At 61.2% G+C, this 17742-nt stretch carries 17 protein-coding genes; 7 read left to right on the top strand and 10 right to left on the bottom strand.

Annotated elements, in window-relative coordinates; translation table 11 throughout:
* Positions 1 to 19 precede the first annotated feature (19 nt).
* On the top strand, positions 20 to 919 hold the full coding sequence (locus IB254_RS13750) for a homocysteine S-methyltransferase family protein (RefSeq protein ID WP_192417737.1): 900 nt from the start codon (positions 20 to 22) through the stop codon (positions 917 to 919).
* 127 nt (positions 920 to 1046) lie between these two features.
* On the opposite strand, the gene IB254_RS13745 is transcribed toward IB254_RS13750, so the two are convergent.
* The 3 genes from IB254_RS13745 to IB254_RS13735 are packed head-to-tail and all read right to left on the bottom strand — an operon-like array spanning position 1047 to position 2815.
* Positions 1047 to 1718, bottom strand: a complete 672-nt coding sequence (locus IB254_RS13745) for a GNAT family N-acetyltransferase (protein WP_008030727.1) — start codon at positions 1716 to 1718, stop codon at positions 1047 to 1049.
* 17 nt (positions 1719 to 1735) lie between these two features.
* A complete protein-coding gene (locus IB254_RS13740) occupies positions 1736 to 2182 on the bottom strand; it encodes a GNAT family N-acetyltransferase (protein ID WP_008038140.1) in 447 nt (148 codons plus the stop codon).
* Between the two features lie 9 nt (positions 2183 to 2191).
* Positions 2192 to 2815 (bottom strand): FMN-binding negative transcriptional regulator, encoded by a 624-nt coding sequence (locus IB254_RS13735; protein ID WP_192417735.1) that lies wholly within the window; start codon positions 2813 to 2815, stop codon positions 2192 to 2194.
* A gap of 90 nt (positions 2816 to 2905) precedes the next feature.
* Between IB254_RS13735 and IB254_RS13730 the strand changes: the two genes are divergently transcribed.
* A complete protein-coding gene (locus IB254_RS13730) occupies positions 2906 to 4456 on the top strand; it encodes a PLP-dependent aminotransferase family protein (RefSeq protein WP_192417733.1) in 1551 nt (516 codons plus the stop codon).
* A 132-nt stretch (positions 4457 to 4588) separates the two neighbouring features.
* On the opposite strand, the gene IB254_RS13725 is transcribed toward IB254_RS13730, so the two are convergent.
* The 6 genes from IB254_RS13725 to aspA all read right to left on the bottom strand — a co-directional run bounded on the left by IB254_RS13725 (position 4589) and on the right by aspA (position 12634).
* Entirely contained in the window at positions 4589 to 5689 is a 1101-nt protein-coding gene (locus IB254_RS13725) for a polyamine ABC transporter substrate-binding protein (protein ID WP_008038136.1), read from the bottom strand.
* A 5-nt stretch (positions 5690 to 5694) separates the two neighbouring features.
* Positions 5695 to 6732: a histone deacetylase family protein gene (locus IB254_RS13720; RefSeq protein ID WP_192417731.1), complete on the bottom strand. Its 1038-nt coding sequence runs from the start codon at positions 6730 to 6732 to the stop codon at positions 5695 to 5697.
* A gap of 239 nt (positions 6733 to 6971) precedes the next feature.
* Positions 6972 to 7964 (bottom strand): AraC family transcriptional regulator, encoded by a 993-nt coding sequence (locus IB254_RS13715; RefSeq protein WP_008030718.1) that lies wholly within the window; start codon positions 7962 to 7964, stop codon positions 6972 to 6974.
* 145 nt (positions 7965 to 8109) lie between these two features.
* Complete coding sequence (locus tag IB254_RS13710; protein WP_192417729.1) at positions 8110 to 9114, bottom strand: asparaginase; 1005 nt, start codon at positions 9112 to 9114, stop codon at positions 8110 to 8112.
* 142 nt (positions 9115 to 9256) lie between these two features.
* On the bottom strand, positions 9257 to 10708 hold the full coding sequence (locus IB254_RS13705; protein WP_008030716.1) for an alanine/glycine:cation symporter family protein: 1452 nt from the start codon (positions 10706 to 10708) through the stop codon (positions 9257 to 9259).
* A gap of 501 nt (positions 10709 to 11209) precedes the next feature.
* The gene (gene aspA, locus IB254_RS13700) at positions 11210 to 12634 is read right to left on the bottom strand and encodes an aspartate ammonia-lyase (protein ID WP_008030715.1); all 1425 of its coding nucleotides are present in this window, start codon (positions 12632 to 12634) and stop codon (positions 11210 to 11212) included.
* Positions 12635 to 12814: 180 nt separating this feature from the next.
* On the opposite strand from aspA, the gene IB254_RS13695 reads away from it, so the two are divergent.
* The 5 genes from IB254_RS13695 (at position 12815) to IB254_RS13675 (ending at position 16754) form a co-directional block, all read left to right on the top strand.
* On the top strand, positions 12815 to 13732 hold the full coding sequence (locus IB254_RS13695) for a LysR substrate-binding domain-containing protein (RefSeq protein WP_008030714.1): 918 nt from the start codon (positions 12815 to 12817) through the stop codon (positions 13730 to 13732).
* 296 nt (positions 13733 to 14028) lie between these two features.
* The gene (gene purE, locus IB254_RS13690) at positions 14029 to 14520 is read left to right on the top strand and encodes a 5-(carboxyamino)imidazole ribonucleotide mutase (protein ID WP_008030713.1); all 492 of its coding nucleotides are present in this window, start codon (positions 14029 to 14031) and stop codon (positions 14518 to 14520) included.
* A gap of 11 nt (positions 14521 to 14531) precedes the next feature.
* A complete protein-coding gene (locus IB254_RS13685) occupies positions 14532 to 15614 on the top strand; it encodes a 5-(carboxyamino)imidazole ribonucleotide synthase (RefSeq protein WP_192417727.1) in 1083 nt (360 codons plus the stop codon).
* A 270-nt stretch (positions 15615 to 15884) separates the two neighbouring features.
* Positions 15885 to 16130, top strand: a complete 246-nt coding sequence (locus IB254_RS13680; protein WP_033059272.1) for a GlsB/YeaQ/YmgE family stress response membrane protein — start codon at positions 15885 to 15887, stop codon at positions 16128 to 16130.
* An 87-nt stretch (positions 16131 to 16217) separates the two neighbouring features.
* Complete coding sequence (locus IB254_RS13675) at positions 16218 to 16754, top strand: DUF3299 domain-containing protein (protein WP_192417726.1); 537 nt, start codon at positions 16218 to 16220, stop codon at positions 16752 to 16754.
* Between the two features lie 75 nt (positions 16755 to 16829).
* Here IB254_RS13675 and IB254_RS13670 read toward each other — a convergent pair whose 3' ends face one another.
* The gene (locus tag IB254_RS13670) at positions 16830 to 17729 is read right to left on the bottom strand and encodes a D-hexose-6-phosphate mutarotase (protein ID WP_192417724.1); all 900 of its coding nucleotides are present in this window, start codon (positions 17727 to 17729) and stop codon (positions 16830 to 16832) included.
* Positions 17730 to 17742 lie beyond the last annotated feature (13 nt).

Below are 17742 nucleotides of genomic sequence, written 5' to 3'. Positions count from 1 at the left end.
GCATATGAGTAAAAAGCATATGAGCGCAGCAAGCACAGTGATTCTGGATGGCGGCATGGGTCGTGAGTTGCAACGTCGGGGGGCGCCATTCAGACAGCCTGAATGGTCGGCGCTGGCCTTGAGCGAAGCGCCCCAGGCCGTCGAGGCGGTGCATGCGGCTTATATCGAAAGCGGCGCGAATGTGATCACCAGCAACAGCTATGCGGTGGTGCCTTTCCACATTGGCGAAGAACGTTTTGCGGCTGAGGGCCGAGCCCTCGCTGCGTTGGCCGGGGAGTTGGCCAGGCGTGCGGTGGAGGCTGCGGGCAAACCGGTACGTGTGGCGGGTTCATTGCCGCCGTTGTTCGGTTCCTATCGGCCGGATTTGTTCGACGCGACTCGGGTGACGGAATTGCTCGCGCCGCTGGTTGAGGGGCTGGCCCCGCATGTCGACCTCTGGCTGGCCGAAACCCAAAGCTCGATCGTGGAAGCGCGAGCGATTCACGCCGGTCTGCCGAAGGACGGCAAGCCGTTCTGGCTGTCGTTTACCCTGAAGGATGAGGACACGGACGAAGTCCCGCGTTTGCGTTCCGGCGAACCTGTGGCCGAAGCCGCTGCGGTGGCTGCGCAGCTGGGTGTCGAGACGTTGCTGTTCAACTGCAGCCAGCCGGAAGTGATCGGTGCGGCGATTGATGCGGCGCGGGAAACATTCGAGCGTCTGGGGGTGAAGATTCACATCGGCGCGTACGCCAATGCCTTCCCGCCGCAACCGAAAGAGGCAACGGCCAATGACGGCCTGGACCCGTTGCGCGACGATCTGGACCCGCCGGGCTACCTGCATTGGGCGGCGGATTGGAAAGAGCGCGGTGCCAGCCATTTGGGTGGGTGCTGCGGGATTGGGCCGGAGCATATTGCGGTGTTAGCCCAGAAATTGGTGTGATGCCATTCGCGGGCAAGCCTCGCTCCTACAGGTTTTGCGCAAATTTGAACGCTCCAACAAACCTGTAGGAGCGAGCGGTGCGACGATTCGACTTGCCCGCGAAGGCGTCCGTCGAGGCGCCGCTGATTTACCCGCGACACTCCGCCAGAGTTTTCACCTGCCCCGACCCCGTCTGATTCTCATCACTCAACCACCGCTCAAACCCTGCCCCAACCACCGGCCATTCCGAATCCAGAATCGAATACCAGGCCGTATCCCGGTTCTGACCCTTCACCACCATGTGCTGGCGGAACACCCCTTCAAAACTGAACCCCAAGCGCTCCGCCGCGTACTTGGAACGAGCGTTGCCGTTGTTGCACTTCCACTCCAGACGCCGATAGCCCAGCGCGAACGACTCTTTGGCCAGCAGATACACAGCCTCGGTACTTTTCGGCGAACGCTGCATCGGCGCACCGAAGGTGACGTGGCCGATTTCAATGCGGCCCTGAGACGGAACGATCGACATCAAGCTGAGAATGCCTTGCACATCGCCGCTGGCACGGTCGATCACGCTGAAGAAATACGGGTCGCTGTTGGCCGCGTGATTGTTCAGCCAGTCGTTGAAAACGCTGCGCTCCGGGAAAGGACCGTAAGGCAAATAATCCCAGAGTTTCGGGTCGGCACCGGGGCCTTGCAGGGCTTTGAACAAACCGTCGCCATGGCGTGCCGGGTCGAGTTTTTCCAGGCGGATGAAGCGCCCTTCGATGGTTTGCACCGTTGGCGCCGGGACGCCTTTCCAGTCTGCGAGTGAAGTCGTCATGTCGTTCTCCTTGAACCTTAAAGGGCTTTGCGGAACTGGATGAAGCCAGGGCGCTCGGCGATGCGCTCGTAGAGCTGGATCGCGGTGGCGTTGGTTTCGTGGGTCAACCAGTGGACCTTGCAGCAACCGTCCGCTTTGGCGGTCGCGTAGACAAATTCGATCAGTTTGCGGCCGACGCCGGTGCCGCGGGTTTCGGGTGTTACCAACAGGTCTTGCAGGTAGCAGGAGTTTTCGATGCTCCAGTTCGACCGATGGTAGATGAAGTTCACCATGCCGACCGCTTTGCCGTCGCTCCATGCCAATGCCGAATGAGTCGGTTCATTCGAGTCGAGCAGGCGTTGCCATGTGCTGTCCGTGACCGCCTCGGGCAGTTCGGTGTTGTAGAAGCGCAGGTAGGCTTGCCACAACGGCAGCCACGCAGCGTGATCAGCAGCGGTGACCTGGCGGATTTCAATCTGACTCATGTTCAATCCTTAACGCATCAAGTGGGCGAGGGCCTGGTCGTGCACGTCGGGGCTGGCGGCGAGCCCCTCGCGCACACCGGCGATGTCTGCGGTGCTGCGGTTCTGGCTGAGTTTGCGTTTGCCTTTCAGGCGCTGGATCGGCAGGGCAAACCCGACGATGGCCTTGAGCATGCCGTCGATGTAGTCGGCGGGTGCATCAGCGACTGTCCATGGTTGGTCGCGACCGGCTTCATGGCGATCGGTCAACGCACTGACCAGGTTAAGCAGGCGGTCGGCGTCGGTGAAAACCTCTGCGGTGCCGTAAGCGTGTACGGCGACGTAGTTCCAGGTCGGTACGACTTTGCCGTGCTCGGCTTTGCTCGGATAAAAGCCCGGACTGACGTACGCGTCGGCACCGGCGAAAACGACCAGCGCTTCGGCACCGTTTTGCAGTGCCTTCCATTGCGGGTTGGCCCGGGCGAAATGACCGTACAGGGTGCCATTCGGACCTTGGTCAGGGCTGAACAGCAACGGCAAGTGACTGGCTTGCAAGCCTTGCTCGTCGTGGGTGATCACCACAGCCAGGCGCGTGTCGAGTATCTGCTGCTGCAGTTCATGCAAATCTTTGATGGCAAAGCCGCTGGGGTTGTACATGGAAAAATTCCTTGGCGAATGCGTCCATCCTAGGCAGGCTATTGGTCTGTTGTAAGAGCCATTAACGACCAATTTCATAGGTCCATTGCCATGAGCGAAGCGCCGCTTTCCCTGTCGTTCAACCCCGCCGGTATCGAACTTGATCGCCGTCAGGGGCTTAGTCGTCAGCTCTATCAGGCCTTGCGCCTGCGGGTGCTCGACGGGCGATTGGCCAGCGGCACTCGATTGCCGGCCAGCCGGGACTTGGCGGCGGCGTTGGCGATTTCCCGCAACAGTGTGGTTCGCGCCTACGATCAGCTCTACGCAGAGGGCTTCATCGAGGGACGTGTCGGGGACGGGACTTACGTCGCGCAATTGCCTCAAGCGGCGTTGTCCACGAAAAAACTATCCACAAAAGTATCCACAGGGTTGTCAACAGGGTTACCCACAGTCTTATCCACAAATTGGCTGGATTTACCTGTGATTTCATCCAGTAAAATTATCCACAGCGGCGCGTTGGGGCGCGTTGAAAAGAACCATTTGGCCACGCCGCCCAGCGGTCCGCCTCGGGCTTTTCGGGTGGGCGTTCCGGCATTTGACCTGTTTCCTTTCGAGGTGTGGGCCAAGCTGAATGCGGCTTTCTGGCGTAAACCGGATTTGCAGCAGCTGTGTTATGGCGATCCGGCGGGCGATGCGCGCTTGCGCGGCCTGATCGCCGCTTATTTGCGCAGTTCGCGGGGCATGCAGTGCACGGCTGAGCAAATAGTGATCACCAGCGGCGCACAGCAGGGGATTAGCCTTTGTGCACAGCTGCTGGTGGAGCCGGGCGACGGGGTGGCGATTGAAAATCCGGGGTATCGGGCGGCAGGTCATGCGTTCGCCGTGGCCGGGGCGAAATTGCATGGGGTGGCGGTGGACGGCGAGGGCATCGACTGCACCGAACTGGCCCGGCTCAGCGATTGTCGACTGGCCTATGTCACGCCTTCGCATCAATACCCGACCGGCGTAGTAATGAGCCTGGCGCGGCGTCTTGAATTACTCGCTTGGGCGGAGCGCAACCAAGGCTGGATCGTCGAGGACGACTACGATGGTGAATACCGTTACAGCGGCGCACCCCTGGCGCCGCTGGCGGCACTCGACCGGCAGGGCCGGGTCTTGTACGTCGGGACTTTTGGCAAAGTCGCATTCCCGGCGTTGCGCCTGGGTTATCTGGTGTTGCCGCCGGCACTGGTGCAGGCGTTTTCTCAGCGTCGAGCGGTGGACGTTCGGCATTCCGAAGTCAGCACCCAGGCAGTGATGGCCGAGTTCATGGCCGCCGGGCATTTCCAGCGGCACATCCGCCGCATGCGCCGTGCCGCCCTGAGTCGACGCAATACGTTGCTGGCAGGCTGGCCGCAGGACATCCCCGGCATCGGCAGCCTGCCGAGTGTCGCGGCAGGGTTGCATCTGACGGTGGCGGTCGACTCACAGGCGCGCGAGCACGAGCTGATAGAAAAAGCCGCCAGCGTCGATGTCGAGATCAATGCGCTGAGCAGCTATTGGTTGCCGGACTCGCAGAAACCGGTGGACCAGCGTGCCGGGCTGGTGCTGGGTTTTGCCGCAGTGCCAGAGCCGGCAATCGAATCGGCTCTGGCACGCTTGCGGCAAGTGTGGCGGGTTTGAACGAATCCGTTGCACACCGATTCCGTGTAGGAGCCGGCTTGCTGGCGATAGCGTCCGTCCAGTCGATAAAGGGATGACTGACCCAACGCTATCGCCAGCAAGCCGGCTCCTACACGGGAACGGTGTGGTGTATCAGGTGCCCGACTTGATTTTGGTCCAGGCCCGCGTGCGGGCACGCTCGGCATCACGCGGCAGCGGTTGCAGGGTGTAAAGCGTGGCCATGGCCGTTTCGGTCGGGTACAGGTTCGGGTTGTTGCGGATCGCCGGGTCGACCAGTTCCGTGGCGTCCTTGTTCGGGTTCGGGTAACCGACGAAGTCACTGACCGGCGCGATCACCTGCGGTTGCAGCAGGTAGTTGATGAAGGTGTAGGCGTCCTCGGTGTTCTTCGCGCCCTTCGGAATAGCGAGCATGTCGAACCAGATCGGCGCACCTTCTTTCGGCAGGCGCATGTCGACAGTCACCCCGTTCTTCGCTTCCTTGGCGCGGTTGGCCGCCTGGGAGAAGCTGCCGGAATAACCGACCGCGACGCAGATGTCACCGTTGGCGATGTCGGCCATGTACTTGGAGGAGTGGAAGTACGTGACGTACGGCCGGATTTTCATCAGCAGCGCTTCAGCCTTTTCGTAGTCCGCCGGCTTCTTGCTGTTGGGGTCCAGGCCGAGGTGTTGCAGGGCCAGGGGCAGGATTTCCGACGGCGAATCGAGCAGGGCGACGCCGCACTGCTTGAGCTTGCTGATGTTCTCTTCCTTGAAGATCAGGTCCCAGCTGTCAACCGGCGCGTCGGCGCCCAGCGCGGCTTTGACCTTGTCTGGGTTGAAGCCGATCAGGATGGTTCCGTACATGTACGGCACGGCGAATTTGTTGCCGGGGTCGTTGGCTTCGATCAGCTTCATCAGCTTCGGATCGAGGTGGTTCCAGTTCGGCAGTTTGCTGCGGTCCAGCGGCTGAAAAACACCGGCCTCGATCTGCTTGGCGAGGAACACGTTGGACGGCACCACCGCGTCGTAGCCGGAGTTGCCGGTCAGCAGCTTGGCTTCCAGTGCTTCGTTGGTGTCGAAGATGTCGTAGATCAGCTTGGTCTGGGTGTTCTGCGCCTTGAAGTCTTCCAGCGCTTTGGGGGTGATGTAGTCGAACCAGTTGTAGACGCGCAACGTGCGCTCTTCGGCGTGAGCGGCCCCGCTGAGCACCGTGGCGCAGAGCGCGGGCACGATGAAACGCTTGAGTGTGTTCATTGTTGTTATTTCCCCCGGGCGCTTTCAAAACCTTCAAGAACGTTCACGGCATTGATGCCGATTTCTTCGACCGCGTAACCGCCTTCCATCACGAAGAGGGTTGGCACGCCCAGCTTGGCGATGCGCTCGCCCATCGCCAGGTAATCCGGGCTGTCGAGCTTGAACTGGGAGATTGGATCGTCCTTGAACGTATCGACGCCCAGGGACACGACGACGATCTCGGCACCGTACTTTTCGATCTCTTTGCAGGCTTGTTCCAGCGCGGCGCTCCAGGCATCCCAACCGCTGCCGGCGGGCAACGGGTAGTTGAAGTTGAAGCCTTCGCCCGCGCCTTCTCCGAGCTCGTCTTCATAACCGAGGAAGAACGGAAACTCGGCTTCCGGATGGCCGTGGATCGAGGTGAACAGTACGTCGCTGCGCTCATAGAAAATCGATTGGGTGCCGTTGCCGTGGTGGTAGTCGACGTCGAGGATCGCGACTTTCTTGTGGCCCTGATCGAGGAACGCCTGAGCGGCGATGGCGGCGTTGTTGAGGTAGCAATAACCGCCCATCAAGTCGCTGGCAGCATGGTGTCCCGGTGGACGGCACAACGCGAAGGCGCTGCGCGCGCCACGCTGGATTTCGTCCTGGGCGGTGAGCGCCACTTGGGCTGCGCTGTACGCGGCTTGCCAGGTGCCGGCGGTGATCGGGGCGCCGCCGTCGAAGCTGTAATAACCCAGTTCGCCGTGCAGGCTGGTGGGTTTGATGCGGCGCAAGGTACGAGCCGGCCAGGTGTAAGGCAGCAAGTCGCCGTCGGTGTTGAACTCGGTCCAGCGTGCCCAGGCGCCTTTGAAGAAGTCGAGGTAGTCGCGGCTGTGGATGCGTGCGATCGGGTCGAGGCCGAAATCCTTCGGCGCTTCTACCGGGCCGAGCTTCTGGTTTTGCACCCGTGACAGCACATGGTCGGCGCGCGAGGGCATTTCGAAGCAGGGCTTGAGTTGCCCGTCTATCAATTCACAACGGCCGTGGTGCAGGTGGTGATCGTCCGAGTAGATCGTCAGCATTTCTTGTTCTCCGCAGGCTGATTCGGTTGAACACAGTCTTGCGGCGGATAGCGATTCGGAGAACGGCAGGAAAGGCCAAAAGGGGATCGATGTGGCCAAAATAGTTGACCGAAATTCGCCCCTTTTTGGCATGACGACGGTCCTGTAGGAGCCGGCTTGCTGGCGATCCAGTCGACGCGGTCTGTCTGACATACCGAGTTGTCTGGATCGCCAGCAAGCCGGCTCCTACAAGGTTTGTGTTACGGGCGGAACTGGCTGGGCGCCACGCCGCTCCAGCGCACAAAGGCATGGCGGAAGCTCGCGGTCTCGCTGAAACCCAGCACTTCGGCGATCCGGTAGATCGGCATCTGGTCTTCGCAGAGCAGTTGCTTGGCCTGCTCGAATCGCAGCTCATCCAGCAATTCCTGATAACTGCACCCCAGGTCCTTGAGATGCCGACGCAATGTCCGCGCCGAGCAATTCATCTGCTCGGCCAACCCTTCCAGCCCCGGTGCGGCATTCAATTGCGCGCTGAGCAACTGGCGAATCCGCCCCAGCCACGCCTGACGCCCGGTGAACTCGAGGTTCTGCTTGCGGCAGCGTTCGGCCATGGCCTGATGGGTGATGACATCCGCGAGCGGCAGGGGTTGGTCGAGCCAGCGCTTGTCGAAGGCAAAGGCGTTGTCCCGCGCTTCGAAGTGCAGCGGGCAGTTGAAGTGTGCGGCGTAGGTCGCTTGATAGTCCGGCGCGGCATGTTCGAAGCGCGCGGCGATCAACGGCAGCGGGTGGCCGAGCAGGTCGTCGCAGGTGACTTTCAATGACACCAGGCAGAACTCGGCATTGAACACCGCCATCGCCGGGCTCTCCCGGTAGTCGGCGGCGACGAACCAGATGCGTTCGCCGTCGTCCTCCAGGCTCAGCTCGAAAAGTGTTCCCAACAGCGCCGGAAAACGTATCGCCAGGCGCAAAGCGTCACCGAAGGTGGCACTGGTGAGCAGCGCATAACCAAGCATCCCGTAGCAGGAAACGTGCATGCGCCGACCCAGCTCCAGGCCGATGTCACGCTTGAGCGCGACTGCGTTCGCGCAGACCTGCATTTCCTGGTTGGTGGTGATGCGCGTGTCGGCACGGTTCAAGTCCGCGGCACTGATACCGCTCCCCGCGAGCAAGGCGTCGCTGGACAGGCCTTCGGCCTTGAAGGCGTTGAGCACCAGGGAGACAGCATTGAGGGTGGTGAGGTGGGAGTGCAGCATGAGCGGCTTCCAGCCTTGGGATGGCTGGAACGCAGCAAGTTACATGCCGAGCACTTGTAGGAGCCGGCTTGCTGGCGATCCAGTCGACGCGGTTTTCCTGGCACACCGCGTTGCATGAATCGCCAGCAAGCCGGCTCCTACAAGGTCAGGTGAGTTCACCGGCGAGGTCGAGTTCGACGAGGCGGCGCACTTCAGCAGTATCGAGCCCTGCACCCAGCAACCCATGCAGCTTGCCGAACGCCGCTTCACGGGTCATGCCGCCACCGGACAATACACCGACACCCCGCAACCGGCTGCCGGCCTCGTAAACGTCCAGCTCAACGCCACCTTCATGGCACTGCGTCACTGCAACGACCACCACGCCGTTGTCCCGTGCCCGCGAAAGCGCGGCCAGAAACTCGGGGTTGTCGCTCGGCCCGGTGCCGCTGCCGTAGCACTCAAGCACCAGGCCCTGGATGCCGCTGTTCAACACGCCATCCAGTTGCTCGGCGCCAATGCCGGGGAACAGCGGCAACACAGCGACTTTCGCCAGTTGCTTGCTCTGGTTGTAGTTCAACGCTGCTGGCAATGACGGGGCCTTCGCTCCGCCGCCTTGGCGCTCCAGGCGCTTGAACGGATGCCGACCAAAACTACGCACCTTCGCGCAGCGGGTTGGCGCCAGCAGCTCGCCGTGGAAGTACAGATGCACACCCGGCGCCAGACCTTGGCCCAAAGCAACCAGAGCACCGCCGAGGTTTTCCCAGGCGTCGCTGTCGGTCACGCCGGCCGGCAACATCGAACCGGTGAAGCACACTCGCGCATTCAGGCCGAGCAATTGAAAGCTCATGGCCGCCGCGCTGTAGGCGAGGGTGTCGGTGCCGTGCAGGATCAACACGCTGTCGCAGCCCTGAACGTCGACGGCATCGACTACCGCTTCACGCAGTTGCTGCCAATAGGCCGGGGACATGTTGGCGCTGTCGATCAGCGGCGACATCTCGCGAAAGCGCCACTGCGGCACCACCAGCTCAGGCTGGCTGTGCAGGTATTCACGCATCCGCGCTTCGAAACCGGAGGCCGGAGCCAGGCCGTGTTCGCTGGCTTGCATGCCGATGGTGCCGCCGGTGTAGAGCACCATGACGTGCTGGGCGGCAGGGTAGGTCGAGGAATTCATGGAGATGCTCCGAGAAGGGTCGCTTACCCATGTGGGAGTGAGCCTGCTCGCGATGAGGGCGAGTCAGGCGACACTAATGCTGGCTGATAGACCGCTATCGCGAGCAGGCTCACTCCTACAGGGTTTTTCGCACTTTAACCGATCAGCGTTGCGCTGCGGGTATGCCTTGCGCTTCAGCTTCAGCCTTGGTGGCAGCAGCTGGCGGGTTGGCTGGCCAGGCGTTCAGGTCCAGGTCCAGATCCGGGAACTTGCTCGAATCGAACACTGGGGTCTTGATGCCGGCAGCGCGCTGGTCATCGTAGTCACGCAGGATGCGCATGCCGACCTTGAACAGCAGGAACAGCGCGATCAGGTTGACGAACGCGAGCAGGGTCATGGTGATGTCGGCAAACGCGAACACCGTGCCGAGGTTCTCGATCGCCCCCCAGAAAATCAACACCAGTACCAGCGCGCGGTAGCCGATCAGCGCCTTGCGGTTTTCACCGATCAGGAAGCGCAGGTTGCTCTCGCCCAGGTAGTAGTTGTAGAGAATCGAGGTGAACACGAACAGCGCCAGTGCCACGGAGATGAACATCCGGCCCCAGTCACCGACCACGGCGGCCAGAGAGTTCTGGGTCAGGGCAATGCCGTCGCCTTCGAAGCCCGGGGTGTAGAAACCCGAAAGCAGGATCAGCAGCGCGGTGCAGGTGCAGATCACGAAGGTATCGAGGAACACGCTGAACGCCTGAACCACGCCTTGTGACACCGGGTGTTCAACCGACGCCACGGCCGCTACGTTTGGCGCACTGCCCAGGCCTGCTTCGTTGGCGAACACGCCACGCTTCACGCCCATGACGATGGCGCTGCCGATCAGGCCGCCGAACGCCTGGTCCAGACCGAACGCGCTTTTGACGATGGTCATCAGCATCGCCGGTACGTGGTCGAATTGCAGCACGATCACGTAGATGGTCACGCCGATGTACACCAGGGTTTTCACCGGCACCAACAGGTCAGCAACCTTGGCGATGCGCTTGATCCCGCCGATGAACACCAGGCCCAGCAGCACCGCCAGGGCCAGACCGGTCCAGGTGGTGTCGAAGCCGAACGCGTTGTTCAGCGAGTGAGTCACGGCGTGGGATTGCAGGCCGTTGAAGGCAAACCCGAAGGTGATCAGCAGCAGGAACGCCATGATCATGCCCAACCAGCGTTTCTGCAGGCCGTGCTGGATGTAATAGGACGGGCCGCCACGGTAAGTGCCGTCGGCGTCGGCGCGTTTGTAGAGCTGGCCGAGGGAGCATTCGAAGAAGCTGCTGGACATGCCGACCAGCGCGGTCACCCACATCCAGAACACCGCACCTGGCCCGCCGAGGGTTACGGCAATGCCGACACCGGCGATGTTGCCCGCACCGACGCGGCCGGCGAGGCTGAGCATCAGGGCCTGGAAGGAGCTGAGTTGACCGGCGCTGCTTTTGAGGCTGTCGCGGAACACCGCGAACATGTGGAAGAAGTGACGCAATTGAACGAAACGCGAGCGGATCGTGAAGTAGCTACCGAGCCCGACAATGAGCACGATCAGTACTTTCCCTGAGAGGAAGTCGTTAATGACTTCGAGCATGGATTATTCCTCGCTGTTTTTTTTGTGTAGGCAAATGCTGGTCGGTCGGAAACATCGCGTTACACCGCTGTGCGCACGGCACAACAGGCGAGGCGAAGGTTCGTCCCGATTTCATATTGCGGGTTTGTTATTAGTTCGGGTTTCGCATGGGTTTGGGCCTCGTTACCGACGACCGCTCACGCGAAGAGGGGCGGCACTATACCGATGACAGTGCCGTCCGTCTGCACGATTGTGGTGCATTCGGTGAAGCGAAGCCTTTGAAACACCCGACGTTACCGGCGCCGGGCTCTTGTAGGAGCGAGCTTGCTCGCGATGCAGACGCTGCGGTCTTTCAGGTAAACCGCGTTATCGTTCATCGCGGGCAAGCCCGCTCCCACAGGTTCTGGGTTGTTGTAAAACAGTTAAAAAAAAGGGCCTGGGGAGTAAATCCCCAAGCCCTCAAAAGGTGAGAGGTGTCTAGTCCCTCGACCTGGTGAGCGGTGCTACAAGTAACGCGTCGGTTCAGGCTTTAAGCGGAACCAGACGCGGAGCAATCATGTTTTCCGGGCGCAGGATGTCGGCGAGCATTTCTTCGTCGAGCAAGCCTTCTTCGCGCACCAGTTCCAGCACGCCACGGCCGCTTTCAAGGGCGATACGGGCGATACGGGTGGCGTTTTTGTAGCCGATGTACGGGTTCAGTGCGGTGACCAGACCGATCGAATGTTCGACCAGTTCACGGCAGCGCGCTTCGTTGGCGGTGATGCCGACGATGCAGTGCTCGCGCAGCATGTCCATGGCGCGTTGCAGCAGGCGGATCGAGTCGAGGATCTTGAAAGCGATCAGCGGCTCCATCACGTTCAGTTGCAGTTGGCCGCCTTCGGCTGCCATGGTCAGCGCCAGATCGTTACCGATGACCTGGAACGCAACCTGGTTCACGGCTTCCGGGATCACCGGGTTGACCTTGCCTGGCATGATCGAGCTGCCTGGCTGACGCGCCGGCAGGTTGATCTCGTTGATACCGGTGCGTGGGCCGCTGGACAGCAGGCGCAGGTCGTTACAGATCTTCGACAGCTTGACCGCGGTACGCTTGAGCATGCCGGAGAACAGCACGAAGGCGCCCATGTCGGAGGTGGCTTCGATCAGGTCGGCCGCTGGAACCAGCGGTTGACCGCTGATCAGCGCCAGACGCTGTACGGCCAGGGCCTGATAACGCGGGTCGGCGTTGATGCCGGTGCCGATCGCGGTGCCGCCCAGGTTGACTTCGGTCAGCAGTTCCGGGGCCAGCGTCTTCAGACGGGCCAGGTCTTCGCCCATCGTGGTGGCGAAAGCACGGAACTCTTGACCCAGGGTCATCGGCACGGCGTCTTGCAGTTGGGTACGACCCATCTTCAGGACGTGGTTGAATTCTTGACCCTTGGCCGCGAACGCCTGAATCAGGCTGTCGAGGCTGGCCAGCAGAGCGTCGTGACCCAGCAGCAGACCCAGGCGGATCGCGGTCGGGTAGGCGTCGTTGGTCGACTGCGCCATGTTCACGTCGTCGTTCGGGTGCAGGTACTGGTATTCGCCTTTCTGGTGACCCATGGCCTCCAGCGCGATGTTGGCGATGACTTCGTTGGCATTCATGTTGGTCGAAGTGCCAGCGCCGCCTTGAATCATGTCCACCACGAACTCTTCGTGGAAGTCGCCGCGGATCAAACGTGCACAGGCTTCGCTGATGGCAGCGTGCTTGGCTTCGCTCAGGTGACCCAACTCACGGTTGGCGTCAGCAGCGGCCTGTTTAACCATGGCCAGGCCGACAACCAGTTTCGGGTAGTGCGAAATCGGAACACCCGAAAGGCGGAAGTTATTCACCGCTCGCAGGGTCTGGATACCGTAATACGCTTGAGCCGGTACTTCGAGAGCGCCAAGCAGGTCATTTTCTGTGCGGAATGATGCAGCGGAGGACATGATAGAAATCATCTCAATATGGACCCGGTCTGTGCCGGAACACTGCAAATGCTAGGCTTGTAGAGAATTTTCGGCCAATGCTGTTAAACACTGGCCTATGCATATTCGGCATAATGCCCGTGTGACGCCGTGTCTGTGGCGAACGTGTGACCTAATTTGGTGCGTGTCCGGGAGGACTTGATGAATCTGGAAAGCAAATGGCTTGAGGACTTTAGTGCTCTGGCCGCCACTCGCAGCTTCTCCCAGGCTGCCGAACGCCGCTTCGTGACGCAGCCGGCGTTCAGCCGTCGGATCCGCAGCCTTGAGGCCGCGCTGGGGCTGCAACTGGTCAATCGTTCGCGCACGCCGATCGAGCTGACGGCGGCGGGGCAGTTGTTCCTCGTCACCGCGCGGACCGTGGTCGAACAGCTCGGCGAAGTGCTGCGCCATCTTCATCATCTGGAAGGCGGGCAGGGCGAAGTGATGCAAGTCGCGGCGGCTCACTCGTTGGCGTTGGGTTTCTTTCCGCGCTGGATCGCGCAGTTGCGTAATGAAGGTTTGAACATCGCCACGCGGTTGGTGGCGACCAACGTTGGCGACGCGGTGCATGCCTTGCGCGAAGGCGGTTGCGACTTGATGCTGGCGTTCTACGACCCGGACGCCGCGATGCAGATGGACCCGGAAATTTTCCCGTCGCTGCACCTTGGGCACACGGAAATGTTGCCGGTGTGCGCAGCAGATGCCGACGGCAAGCCGCTGTTCGATCTGGAAGGTGAAGCCAGTGTTCCGTTGCTCGCCTACAGCGCCGGCGCCTTTCTCGGGCGTTCGGTGAACGGCTTGCTGCGCCAGCGTGCGCTGCGGTTTACCACGGTGTATGAAACCGCCATGGCCGACAGCCTGAAAAGCATGGCGCTGGAAGGGTTGGGGATTGCCTGGGTGCCGCAACTGAGTGTGCGTGCCGAACTGGCCCGCGGTGAGCTGGTGGTCTGCGGCGGCCCGCAATGGCATGTGCCGCTGGAAATTCGTTTGTATCGCTGTGCATTGGTGCGTAAGGCGAATGTGCGGTTGCTATGGCGCAAACTCGAAGGCGGCGCCGCCCAGACCCCCACCGGACTGTAGGAGCCGGCTTGCTGGCGATCCAGTCGACGCGGTTTGTCTGATACACCGAGTTGTCTGGATCGCCAGCAAGCCGGCTCCTACAGGGGATTTTGATTGACCTTCGAGTCAATAAAACCGGGGTTTTGCGCTGTATGACAGATGGTCGCATCGGGGGCTGTTTATCTGCTTCATTGAGGTATACTGCGCGGCCTTCGGCCGGTTCGTCCGGCCATTTTTCGTACAATCAAGCCACGCATTTTGCGTGGCTTGTTGTTTTTTGACGCGCCTGCGGGCGCCCAGAGAGAAGAGGCACGACGATGAGTGCACTGGTTGGCGTGATCATGGGCTCCAAGTCCGATTGGTCCACCCTTAGCCACACCGCCGATATGCTGGAAAAGCTCGGCATCCCTTACGAGGTGAAAGTGGTCTCTGCCCACCGCACCCCGGACCTGCTGTTCCAGTACGCCGAAGAGGCCGAGGCGCGTGGCATCGAGGTGATCATCGCCGGTGCCGGTGGCGCGGCCCACTTGCCAGGCATGTGTGCGGCCAAGACCCACCTGCCGGTGCTGGGCGTGCCGGTGCAGTCGGCGATGCTCTCGGGCGTCGACTCGCTGCTGTCTATCGTGCAAATGCCAGCAGGCATTCCGGTTGCCACTTTGGCCATCGGCAAGGCCGGCGCGATCAACGCCGCGCTGCTGTCGGCGAGCATCCTCGGCGCCAAGCACCCGCAGTTCCACGAAGTGCTGAAGACTTTCCGCGCTGAGCAGACAGACAGCGTCCTGGACAATCCAGACCCACGCATCGCCTGAGGTTGTTGACGATGAAGATCGGTGTAATCGGTGGCGGCCAGTTGGGTCGCATGTTGGCGCTGGCGGGCACTCCGCTGGGCATGAACTTCGCTTTCCTGGACCCCGCGCCGGATGCTTGCGCAGCCGCGTTGGGCGAACACCTGCGGGCCGATTACGGCGATCAGGATCACCTGCGCCAACTGGCCGATGAAGTCGATCTGGTGACCTTCGAGTTCGAGAGCGTCCCGGCTGAGACCGTGGCGTTCCTGTCGCAATTCGTTCCGGTCTACCCGAGTGCCGAAGCCCTGCGCATCGCCCGTGACCGCTGGTTCGAGAAGAGCATGTTCAAGGACCTGGGGATTCCGACCCCGGCGTTCGCCGACATCCAGTCGCAAGCCGATCTGGACGCCGCCGTGGCCTCCATCGGTCTGCCGGCCGTGCTGAAAACCCGCACCCTGGGTTACGACGGCAAGGGCCAGAAAGTCCTGCGCACCGCTGAAGACGTAGTCGGCACCTTCGCTGAACTGGGCAGCGTTGCCTGCCTGCTGGAAGGCTTCGTGCCGTTCACCGGCGAAGTGTCGCTGATCGCCGTGCGCGCCCGCGATGGTGAAACGAAGTTCTACCCGCTGGTTCACAACACCCACGACAGCGGCATCCTCAAGCTGTCCGTGGCCAGCACCGACCACCCGCTGCAAGCCTTGGCCGAAGACTACTCCAGCCGTGTGCTCAAGCAGTTGAACTACGTTGGCGTGATGGCGTTCGAGTTCTTTGAAGTCGACGGTGGCCTCAAGGCCAACGAGATCGCCCCGCGCGTGCACAACTCCGGGCACTGGACCACTGAAGGCGCCGAGTGCAGCCAGTTCGAAAACCACCTGCGCGCCGTAGCCGGCCTGCCGTTGGGTTCGACCGCCAAGGTCGGCGAAAGCGCGATGCTCAACTTCATCGGTAAAGTGCCGGACACCGAGAAAGTCCTGGCCATCGCCGATTGCCATCTGCACCACTACGGCAAGGCGTTCAAGGTCGGCCGCAAGGTCGGTCACGCCAACCTGCGTTGTGCGGACCGCGAGACGCTGGCGGCACAGATCCTCAAGGTCGAAGCCGTCATCGCCGAATAAATAGTTTCATGTGGCAGCGGCGGAACCATTCAGGGGCCGCCGTTCTCTCATGGCAGGATGCCAAAGTCTGACTAGGCTTTGGCTTGGTGTCCTGTCTCACCAATACTCTTCCTTTTTGACGGCGTCTGTTGCCGTCATGCTGCGTTGCCGCTCCTCGCCATAGCTGGCTATGACTCGTCGCGGCGCCTTGCCTGACGACAACAGCCACTCGTCAAAAGAGGAACATTATTGGTGAGACAGGACACTGCCACTTACTCAGAGGGAAATGCCATGGGAATTATCGGAACCATCTTTATCGGCTTGATCGTTGGCCTGCTGGCGCGGTTCCTGAAACCGGGCGATGACAGCATGGGCTGGATCATGACCATCCTGCTCGGTATCGGCGGTTCGCTGGCGGCCACTTACGGCGGTCAGGCCCTGGGCTTCTATCAGGCGGGCCAAGGCGCAGGCTTCCTGGGTGCGCTGGTTGGCGCCGTGATATTGCTGGTGATCTACGGCTTGATCAAAAAGAACTGATTCAGGCGACAAAGTCCTCTCGGCTGCGCAGTCCGGGAGGACTAGAATGCTCGGCGACTTATCGTCCTTCCTTTACCGAGCACCTCCATGCGCCGTCTTCTATTGACTGTCCTTTTACTGGGTTCGGGTCTTGCCCATGCCGGCGAACTGCCGGAAACCGACTGGCTCGAACTGATGCCCAAGTCGGACCAGAAAGCTCTCGAGGCCATGCCCGAAATCGATCACAACTCCCCCGAAGCCAATGGCACCTTTACCGAAAAGGGTGGCATGAAGCAGAGCAAGGGCTTGCCGGCGGTGATGTACTCGACCAAGACCGTGCCGTCGATGAACGACAAGAACATCCGCATCGGTGGTTATCCGGTGCCGCTGGAGTCCGACGCCAAGGGCCGCAGCACGTTGTTCTTCCTCGTGCCGTATCCGGGCGCCTGCATCCACGTGCCGCCACCGCCGCCTAACCAGTTGGTGCTGGTGCGATATCCGAAAGGGTTGAAGCTCAATGATATCTACACGCCGCTGTGGGTGACCGGCACGTTGAAGATCGAGAAGGTCAACAACGACCTGGCCGATGCAGCGTATGCGCTGGATGCGGCGCAAGTCAGAGTGGTGAAGGAATCGGATCTATAAATACCCTGTAGGAGCCGGCTTGCCGGCGATAGCGATCTTGAGAGCGCCATCGCCGGCAAGCCGGCTCCTACAGTTTTACAGCGGCATGCTGGCGATGCTTACGCCGAGGGTATGACTCGCCCCCGGCGCCAGCGTCACCACATCATCCATCACGTTCGCCGTCTCGATGCACAGCATCCGTTGCCAGCCATCATCGGCCATGTCGCTGAACGCCGCCGCGCGATCAATCCACGGGTTCCAGATCACTGCCGAGCGCGAACCGCTGCTGGTCAGCTCGATACGCCGTTCCCAGGCCGGGTCGACAATGCTCAGCTTCGCCGGGGTATTGAGGTAGATGCGATCGGTCTCGCCGGCAAAACGCAGGTCGCCGGTCTGAGTCTTGGTTTTCCAGTCTTCCAGCGTCTCGATGTACTTCAAGCCATCCAGCCCATCAACATGCACATTGCGCACATCGCTGACCGCGAAATAGCTGTGCAGCGCCTGGCTGATCGTGACTTTTTCCGAGCCCTGGTTGTGGCTGGTCAGGCTGATGTGCAGTTGCTCATCCAGACGAATGCTCAACTTCAAATCCACCTGATGCGGCCAGCCGGGGAAGCCGCCATCGGGGTAGGGCAGGACGAACTCCACCTTCAGGCTTTCACCTTCGGTTTCGATGCCGCCCAGTTCCCAGTCCATCGCCCGTACAAAACCGTGGGCGCTCGGCGGTTCGTTGCTGACGCGCATCGCCTGAACGCTCTGCGGGTTGCGCGCAAGGTTGCCGAACCACGGCCAGCACACCGGCACGCCGGCGCGGATGTTCTTGCCGGTCTTGAACACGGCCTCGTCGTTGAGCCAGATCAGCGGCGGTTGGCCGGCCAATTGATAACTGAGGATGTGCGCACCTTGCTGGGCGACCAGCAATTCGGCCTGACCGTGGCGGATGCGCCAGCAGTTCAGTTCATCCAGTTTCACGGCTTCAACGTTGGGCGTGCTCATGGGGCAATTCTCG

The sequence above is a fragment of the Pseudomonas sp. PDM03 genome, from assembly GCF_014852385.1.
Lineage (GTDB): Bacteria > Pseudomonadota > Gammaproteobacteria > Pseudomonadales > Pseudomonadaceae > Aquipseudomonas > Aquipseudomonas migulae.
This window is presented reverse-complemented; position numbering and strand designations above follow the sequence as displayed.

Bases quoted from the DNA above. Each gene is read 5' to 3' on its own strand.
- IB254_RS13750 (WP_192417737.1), top strand. From the start codon at position 20: ATGAGCGCAGCAAGCACAGTGATTCTGGATGGCGGCATGGGTCGTGAG.
- IB254_RS13745 (WP_008030727.1), bottom strand. From the start codon at position 1,718: ATGACGACTTCACTCGCAGACTGGAAAGGCGTCCCGGCGCCAACGGTG.
- IB254_RS13740 (WP_008038140.1), bottom strand. From the start codon at position 2,182: ATGAGTCAGATTGAAATCCGCCAGGTCACCGCTGCTGATCACGCTGCG.
- IB254_RS13735 (WP_192417735.1), bottom strand. From the start codon at position 2,815: ATGTACAACCCCAGCGGCTTTGCCATCAAAGATTTGCATGAACTGCAG.
- IB254_RS13730 (WP_192417733.1), top strand. From the start codon at position 2,906: ATGAGCGAAGCGCCGCTTTCCCTGTCGTTCAACCCCGCCGGTATCGAA.
- IB254_RS13725 (WP_008038136.1), bottom strand. From the start codon at position 5,689: ATGAACACACTCAAGCGTTTCATCGTGCCCGCGCTCTGCGCCACGGTG.
- IB254_RS13720 (WP_192417731.1), bottom strand. From the start codon at position 6,732: ATGCTGACGATCTACTCGGACGATCACCACCTGCACCACGGCCGTTGT.
- IB254_RS13715 (WP_008030718.1), bottom strand. From the start codon at position 7,964: ATGCTGCACTCCCACCTCACCACCCTCAATGCTGTCTCCCTGGTGCTC.
- IB254_RS13710 (WP_192417729.1), bottom strand. From the start codon at position 9,114: ATGAATTCCTCGACCTACCCTGCCGCCCAGCACGTCATGGTGCTCTAC.
- IB254_RS13705 (WP_008030716.1), bottom strand. From the start codon at position 10,708: ATGCTCGAAGTCATTAACGACTTCCTCTCAGGGAAAGTACTGATCGTG.
- aspA (WP_008030715.1), bottom strand. From the start codon at position 12,634: ATGTCCTCCGCTGCATCATTCCGCACAGAAAATGACCTGCTTGGCGCT.
- IB254_RS13695 (WP_008030714.1), top strand. From the start codon at position 12,815: ATGAATCTGGAAAGCAAATGGCTTGAGGACTTTAGTGCTCTGGCCGCC.
- purE (WP_008030713.1), top strand. From the start codon at position 14,029: ATGAGTGCACTGGTTGGCGTGATCATGGGCTCCAAGTCCGATTGGTCC.
- IB254_RS13685 (WP_192417727.1), top strand. From the start codon at position 14,532: ATGAAGATCGGTGTAATCGGTGGCGGCCAGTTGGGTCGCATGTTGGCG.
- IB254_RS13680 (WP_033059272.1), top strand. From the start codon at position 15,885: ATGGGAATTATCGGAACCATCTTTATCGGCTTGATCGTTGGCCTGCTG.
- IB254_RS13675 (WP_192417726.1), top strand. From the start codon at position 16,218: ATGCGCCGTCTTCTATTGACTGTCCTTTTACTGGGTTCGGGTCTTGCC.
- IB254_RS13670 (WP_192417724.1), bottom strand. From the start codon at position 17,729: ATGAGCACGCCCAACGTTGAAGCCGTGAAACTGGATGAACTGAACTGC.